The organism is Aliivibrio sp. A6, assembly GCF_028765505.1.
In the GTDB taxonomy this organism is placed as follows: domain Bacteria; phylum Pseudomonadota; class Gammaproteobacteria; order Enterobacterales; family Vibrionaceae; genus Aliivibrio; species Aliivibrio finisterrensis_A.
On record NZ_JARACR010000001.1, the window covers coordinates 263683 to 271848 of the forward strand.

Sequence of the window (8166 nt, forward strand, 5' to 3'; positions counted from 1 at the left end):
CTATCTGCACGATGTCGAGAATATTCGGCATCGTGTAATACAAAGACATGACATATCTACACAACACGAATAAATAAGTAGGTTATTTACATGAGTCAACAGTTTGTATTCTGGCTCTCTATGCTGATTCCTGGTAGTGGACATCTTGCACTACGTCGAATGCGAGAGGCTTTATTTGGGTTCTCTATATTGGCTTTAGAGATATTGGTTTTTATTCAATTCACCCTTCCTAATTTCCGTCTATTAGCCGTCGAACAACCGAATGGAAAAATCACTATTGGTGCAGAGCGCTTTGTGGATGATTCTTTTCTTATCATGGTGGGTTCAACCGTTGGCGCAATGATGATCTTAGTTTTTTTCGCATTGCACTACGCCTTTGCTCGCGATGCAAAAGACGTAAAACGACAAATAGATGAATCTGGTTTTACGATTACCTTTACAGAAAAAGTACGCGGATTATCACACGAAATCGTACCGAATCTAATTACTGCACCTAAATTCATATTGCTGTTTGTTTTTGCTTTATTACCAGCGATTGTTTCTATCGTTGTTGCTTTTACTAACTTCAAACGCCCTGTTTTACCACCTGCATTTCTTATTGAATGGAAAGGCTTTACCAACTTTGAACGTTTGTTTACTAATGAGCGTACTGCTGCTGCATTCCAAGAAACGTTGTCATGGACACTAACTTGGACCTTCTGTGCTTCCGCCCTGACTATTGTTCTAGGTACCGTTCTTGCGGTTGTAGCAAACAATAAACACATCAGAGGGAAGAAGTTCTTCCGAACTGTGTACATCTTACCTTGGGCTGTTCCTGCTTTCTTAACCATTCTTGTTTTCCAACTGTTCTTCTCAAAAGTTGGCGGCATGAACACCATGGTTATCCCATTCTTCACTGGTAACGAATACGACGTAAGCACAGCAATTGGCTTCTTCCTAAATGCAGATTACGCCAAAATCACCATCATCTTAATTCAAGCGTGGTTAGGCTTCCCTTACGTATTTATCTTGGTAACGGGTGTATTACAAACCATTCCTGATGACTTATATGAAGCCAGTGCAATTGATGGTGGCAACGCATGGACCAACTTCTTCGACATCACTCTACCCCTGATATTGATAAGTGTTGCTCCGGTATTTATTACCCAATTTACCTTCAACTTTAACAACGTCACCATCGTATACATGTTGGGTGAAGCAACGGTTCAAACCGTAGGGTCTATCTACAAACCGCTCGATACGATTTCATCTCTAGGCTTCCGATTAATGATGGATGCGAAATACAACGAAGCGGCAGTATACACCTTAATCACCAGTACTGTTGTTGGTGCCGTGGTCTTGTATTCATGGCTAAAAGCGGGTGCCTTTAAAAATGAGGAAGTTATGTAATGGACAGAGCAATTCCTTTAGAACGCCAAATTAAAAAGAAACGTTTAAACCGTCACGTTATCACTAAAAACATGGGCGTTATCTTTAGTTACGCGTTTCTAATTTCAATGTCAGTGATCATTCTATACCCGATATTAGTGACATTAATGAGTGCGTTTAACGTAAGTAACTCACTGTACTCTACGTCGTTCTTCCCTGAAAATTTCAGTTTAACGGAGAACTTTGTTCAACTTTTTAATGATACGCCTTATTTAAGCTGGTACCGAAATACCTTCTTAGTGTCGATAATCACTATGATCCTTTCTACGTTTATCGTAACAATTTCGGGGTTTGTTTACTCTCGTTATCGTTACCAATCTCGTAAGAGTGCATTAATGTCATTATTGATCATTCAAATCATCCCATCAGGCAGTGGCTTAATTGCTCTGTATGCGATTGCGAACTCTATCGGTATTTACAGCTCAGCCAACGCCACACTTTATACGTATATCTTTATGATCCTTATCTACACCACAGGTGGCATCACAATGAATACGATTTTAATGAAAGGCTATTACGATTCGATTCCTCGTGCATTAGATGAATCAGCAAAAATTGATGGTGCAACTCAAATGCAGATCTTCAAAGAAATACTGCTGCCATTAGTTAAGCCGATGATCATGGTTATCGCTATCTTCTGTTTCTTAGGTCCAATTGGCGACATCATCATGCCTAAGTTCCTGATTGCAAGTATGGATTCAGAAGCGAAAACGCTGGCAGTTGGCCTTATGGGTCTTATCAATAATATCAAAGAATCAAGCTACAACGTATTCGCAGCAGGCGCGGTCTTAGCAGCAATTCCGCCTGTTATCGTTTTCTATAAATTTCAAGATTATATCGTGGGCGGCTTAACGTCTGGTGGAGTAAAAGGCTAATGAGCAAAATTTCATTAAGAAACATCAATAAAAAATACCCTAATTCTGATACCTGTTCGGTACGTGATTTCAATCTCGATATTGAAGACGGGGAATTCATTGTTCTTGTCGGCCCATCGGGCTGTGGTAAATCCACGACGCTACGCATGATTGCTGGCTTAGAAGACATTACTGATGGCGAATTCATCATCGATGGTGAAGTGGTAAACGATGTTAGTTCAAAAGATCGTGATATCGCGATGGTATTCCAAAGCTATGCGCTGTACCCACACATGTCGGTACGTGACAACATTGGTTACGGCCTAAAATTACGTAATTACCCAAGTGATGACATCAAAAACTCGGTTGATAATATTTCTGACGATTTATTTTTAAAAGAGTACCTAGAGCGTAAGCCAAAAGAGCTGTCAGGTGGACAGCGTCAACGTGTGGCTTTAGGCCGTGCCATGGTTCGTACACCTAAATTGTATCTAATGGATGAGCCGTTAAGTAACTTGGATGCGAAATTACGTACTACAACACGTACTGAGATTTCTCGCATGCACAGAGCTAAGGGCGCAATCACCATTTACGTAACCCATGACCAAGTTGAAGCGATGACCATGGCTGATCGCATCGTACTAATGTCGATGGGTGAAGTTCAACAAATTGGTTCACCAAAAGAGCTATTTACTAACCCTAAAAACTGTTTTGTAGCAACTTTCATGGGCATGCCATCAATGAACCTTATTGAAGGAACCTACGAAGGTGGCCAATTCATGTGTCACTCTTTCACGATTACCTTGAATGAAAGTGACCAACAGATCCTAAACGATGCAGGCTACAACGGAAAATCAGTGACGTTAGGCGCGCGCTCTAGTGCCATTCGTTCTGGAAAAAAATACCGCGATGCATTCCCTGATTGTTGCTTTGAAGTCACCGCACTTAACAGCGAATACTTAGGCGATGCAATTAACGTGTTCTTTAATGCCGCACCAATGAACATGTTTGTAGGTACATTGGGCACCGGCGAACCAGACGTTGATATCGACGAGAAAATCACTTTAGTTATCGACAATACTAAGCTGCATTTCTTTGATACTGAGACGGAAGAGTCCATCAAGTACTCAATCAAATCGGCTGAGTTTAAGAAATAGAACACAGCCACCTTTATTGCCCTCACTTCATTGAGGGCAATAAACCATGCCTTATAGAGCCTATTTACACCGTAAAGAAAGGAGTCACATTTTGAATTTTCGCGGCCAACTTCAACGCATTCACGACTATATGCTTCATATTGCTGTCGCTGTCGTTATTTTCATTACCGGCTTTATCATTGCTTACAGCAGCCTGCCTAAGCCATCGTTTGACTACTCAACCTTTACTGAGCAGCAGCAAAATTTTAAACAATGTGTGAATAATGATGAGCTATTTGCTTCTGCACAACAGTTTGAAAATAACTATTTAAGCCTGCCGTTAGAAACCATTAATACCCAATACAAAGCACTGCGTGATCAGATCCCAAATGATTGTGGCTCGTTTCATGTAGAAAGCAGTTACGAACAACTGCAAGAAATGGCATTACCTGTATTAGCTGAAGCCCAGCGCTTTTATGGCACAAAAAATGTCAAAGCCGTGAATGCCGTGTATACCACTCCTTCTCAATACAACGCGCTGCTTACACAGCCTCAGCCTTATCTGTTTTTCATTTCTGATAATGAGCAAGAACGCATTGCGGCATTCAAAGTAACACCGACGAAAGATGACGTCCAAATTACGTCGCTGTGGGGATACGAAAAGAGCCAAGATCTCGCTTATACCCAAGGCGAAGTGCAAAAACTGTTACTCGTTTATAACGAAATTAAAAGCTAACTATAAACTCCCTCGTTAATTTAACACCTATAGTGTGAATAAAATAAACACGGGATAACATTTGATATTTAATTGTAAGGTTCACATGAAAATCTCTCTTTCTAAAGCAAATTTTCGCGATATGGATCGCCTTGAAGAATCGAACTACCTGCTAACGAATGGATTAGGTGGTTATTCTTCTCTTACCCTTGCAGGCTCTTGCAGTCGAAGTGATCATGCGTTGTTTATGGCAAGCCTTGTTGCACCAAACAATCGCTTTAATTTTGTTCGTCATTTGGATGACCGTATTACGTTAGCGAGTGGCGAACCTTACCCACTTTCTTCACAAGCCAATGTCAATCCCTATGACACAGTAGATTCAACCCTACTGTTTGATAATTTTACCCAAACTCATCTTCCAGAGTTTACGTATCGTATCCGCGGTATTGAAATCACCAAAACCATTGTGATGGCTCAAGGGGTAAACCGTCTTGCGGTTAACTATCAAATATTTAACCCATTGAAGCAAGCATTTACCTTGAATGTAACACCAAAATATCACTTCTGTGCAAAAGGGCAGAACCTATCAAGACAACAAGAATTTACGCATCAAGAAGGCAAAATCACCAGTAACGGTCAAACACTTACTTATCGTCACAATGGGGCTGATTCAGCATTGGATACCCCTCGTTATGAGTCAGGTCTGTACTTTTCTTATGATGCTCGCGATGGCCGTCCTGCAACAGATGCTCAAATAGCGCTTCATACCATTGCTTTTGTTGGGACTGAAACGCACGAGCAGTTCTCGATAGTGTTTGAAGCACAAGAAGATCGCGCCATTTCTCTAGAAGCACAGACTGCCGATGAAATGATTAATGCAGAAATTAAGCGCCAACAAGAGTACATCCAGCACGCTAATCTAAAGAGCTTATTTGGAAAACAACTGGTCCGTGCCAGTGAGCAGTTTGTGGTAGATCGCGACTCAACAGAATCCAAATCCATCATTGCGGGCTACCCATTCTTTGCCGATTGGGGCCGTGACACCATGATTGCCTTATGGGGTTGTAATTTATCAACCAATCAATTTGAAGACGCAAGACAGATCTTCCGTACCTTTATCCGTTACGAACGTCGCGGTGTACTGCCGAATCTTTTCCCTGAAGCTGGGGTTGAGCCAATGTATAACACCATTGATGCATCGCTACTCTTCATTGTTAGCTTATATGAATATTACCAAGCGAGTGGCGATCTAGAGTTTATCCGTGATGAAGCATACGAGTGCATGAGCAACATTTATCAGCATTACCGTAACGGTACTGACTTTGAGATTAAGATGCTTGATAACGGTTTGATCAGCGGCGGCAGCGGTTTTGATCAACTTACTTGGATGGACATTCGTTACGGCGATATCGTACCAACCCCACGACACGGTTGTGCAGTAGAAATTAATGCCCTTTGGTTTAATGCGCTCTCTATTCTTGATTTCTTTAATCAAAAACTGAATAAGCCGATGCCGGAATTACCAGCCCTTGTAGAGCAAGTAAAAACCACCTTTAACGATGAGTTTTACAATGATGCTGGGTACTTAAATGATTGGATTAAAGAAGGGGAAGTAAACCAACAAATCCGCCCAAATCAAGCTTATGCCGTTGGCCTTCCTTTCCCAATATTAAGTCAAGAAAGAGCACGTTCGGTCATTCTTACTATTTATAAAGAGTTGTACTCACCCTTGGGTTTACGCTCGCTAGCAATGAGTGATCCTGAATTTAAAGCAGTATGTACAGGCTCGCATTTTGATCGAGACATGGCCTACCACCAGGGCACAGTTTGGGGCTTTATGATTGGTCAATTCTTAATGGGGATCTTACGTCAGTTCTCACAGGATAAAGACTTACTTCGTATTGTTGAACAGTTTATTGAGCATAACCAAGATGGCCTATATGAAGGTTGTATTGGTCAATTGGCTGAAATCTATGATGGTTACGCACCAAGTCAATCTCGTGGTTGTTTTGCTCAAGCGTGGAGCGTCAGTGAAGTATTACGCGTCGTGAAATATTACGAACAAACGCACCAAAAATAGAATTTCATATTTAAATTATACCAATCTGGATGACTATTACGTCAGATAGTTATTCGGGTTGGTACTTTCATTAAATGGTATTAATCATGATTACAAAAGCAGCGATCTATCATAGATCTCACTCAAGTTATTCTTATACTTATGATAAAGAAACGCTTCATTTACGCATTCGCACAGCAAAGGGCGAAGTCGATAACGCCATATTACGAATTGGTGACCCATACGATTGGACATCGGGTGGTGGCGGCGGCAACCTAAATGCAGAAGATGCCATCGGTTGGAGTGGCGGCGAAAACTTTGTGATGGAAAAAGAGTGTGAAACAGAATTGTTTGATTACTGGTTCTGCGAAGCACAGCCACGATTTTTCCGTGCTCGTTATGCTTTTATTCTTGAAGGCAAAGAAGACGAAACATTGCTCGTGACTGAAAAACAAATTTTCACCATCACCGATAATGCAGACCCAGTATTAAGCCAATTACTCAATTTTTATTGCTTCCCATACATGAACCCTATTGATGTATTTAGCCCGCCACAGTGGGTAAAAGAGACGGTTTGGTATCAAATATTTCCTGAACGCTTTGCCAATGGTGATCCCTCAATCTCACCAAGTAATGCACTTCCTTGGGGCTCTGAAGATCCAAAAACCAACAGCTTCTTTGGTGGTGATTTACAAGGCGTCATTGACCATCTGGATTACTTGCAAGATCTTGGTATTACTGGTTTATATTTCACCCCAATTACTGAAGGCAAAACGAATCATAAATACGACACCATTGATTATCTAAACGTTGACCCTGCTTTTGGTGACGAGGACACGGTAAGAACGCTAATTACAGAAGCTCATAAACGTGGCATGAAAGTCATGTTAGATGCCGTATTCAATCATATTGGAGCCGATTCTCTTCAATGGCAAGATGTCATCAAACACGGCAAATACTCAAAATACATTGATTGGTTCTATGTTGAGCAATTCCCACTGATAGACGAGTCCAAAAAAGATCAGCACAGCAAAGAGTATCTCAACTATCGCGCCTTTGCCTTTGCGCAAAACATGCCAAAGTTAAATACCGAAAACCCAGAAGTGATGGAATACTTACTTGAAGTTGGTCGCTACTGGGTGCGTAATTTCAATATCGATGCGTGGCGTTTAGATGTCGCCAACGAAGTTGATCAACGCTTCTGGCGACGCTTCCGTGATGAGTTAAAAGCAATCAAGCCTGAGATCTATATTTTGGGTGAAGCGTGGCATGACTCGATGAACTGGCTTGCTGGAGATCAATTTGATGCCGTAATGAATTACCCATTATCCGATGCAATGATAGGATTTTTTGCTCACGGCAACCTCAATGCAAATCAGTTCAAATATGCGGTAAATGATGTCAACACAAGCTACCCGATTGCGGTTAATGAAGTGGCGTTCTCCTTGTTAGATAGCCATGATACGGCTCGTATTCTTCACCGTTGTAATGGCAATAAAGAAAAGGTGAAACTGGCCTATTTATTCCAATTTACCCACAGTGGTACACCGTGTATTTATTATGGCAGTGAAATAGGCTTAGATGGCGGCGCCGATCCATTAAATCGTAAATGCATGATTTGGGATGAGAGCAAACATGATATGGACATGAAACACCATATTATGCAGATCATCAAATTACGTAAGCAGCACCCGGCACTGCGTGCTCATCGCATTAATTGGTTAATGAGTGATGATGAAAAACAATGTCTTATCTACCAAAAAGTCTTAAAAGATGAGTGCATTACCGTGGTTATGAATAACAGCGCCAACACGGTTGATATCACTCTACCTGATGTATTATCGAATCATAATGTCACTGATATTTATAACGATACTGCTTGCAAATTAGAAGAAACGTTAACATTGACACCCTTTAGCTTCGCCATGTATCAAAACGAGAAGTAATCGCTAGATATCAAATAGTAAGCCACAT

Annotated in this window: 6 protein-coding genes; all 6 read left to right on the plus strand. The window is 41.2% G+C overall.

The features are described 5' to 3' along the window. Positions 1-90: 90 nt before the first annotated feature. The 6 genes from PVK70_RS01065 (at position 91) to PVK70_RS01090 (ending at position 8138) form a co-directional block, all read left to right on the plus strand. Positions 91-1389, plus strand: a complete 1299-nt coding sequence (locus tag PVK70_RS01065; protein ID WP_130046703.1) for an ABC transporter permease subunit — start codon at positions 91-93, stop codon at positions 1387-1389. Further along, positions 1389-2303, plus strand: coding sequence for a sugar ABC transporter permease (locus tag PVK70_RS01070; protein WP_130046704.1), 915 nt, complete (start codon positions 1389-1391; stop codon positions 2301-2303). Before PVK70_RS01065 ends, PVK70_RS01070 begins: the two co-directional genes overlap by 1 nt. After that, positions 2303-3439, plus strand: coding sequence for an ABC transporter ATP-binding protein (locus tag PVK70_RS01075; protein WP_130046705.1), 1137 nt, complete (start codon positions 2303-2305; stop codon positions 3437-3439). Before PVK70_RS01070 ends, PVK70_RS01075 begins: the two co-directional genes overlap by 1 nt. A 91-nt stretch (positions 3440-3530) precedes the next feature. Beyond that, entirely contained in the window at positions 3531-4154 is a 624-nt protein-coding gene (locus PVK70_RS01080; RefSeq protein WP_165367107.1) for a hypothetical protein, read from the plus strand. A gap of 85 nt (positions 4155-4239) precedes the next feature. Next, a complete protein-coding gene (locus PVK70_RS01085) occupies positions 4240-6213 on the plus strand; it encodes an amylo-alpha-1,6-glucosidase (protein WP_130046706.1) in 1974 nt (657 codons plus the stop codon). An 86-nt stretch (positions 6214-6299) separates the two neighbouring features. Beyond that, positions 6300-8138, plus strand: a complete 1839-nt coding sequence (locus PVK70_RS01090) for a glycoside hydrolase family 13 protein (protein WP_130046707.1) — start codon at positions 6300-6302, stop codon at positions 8136-8138. The last annotated feature ends 28 nt before the right edge of the window (positions 8139-8166 follow it).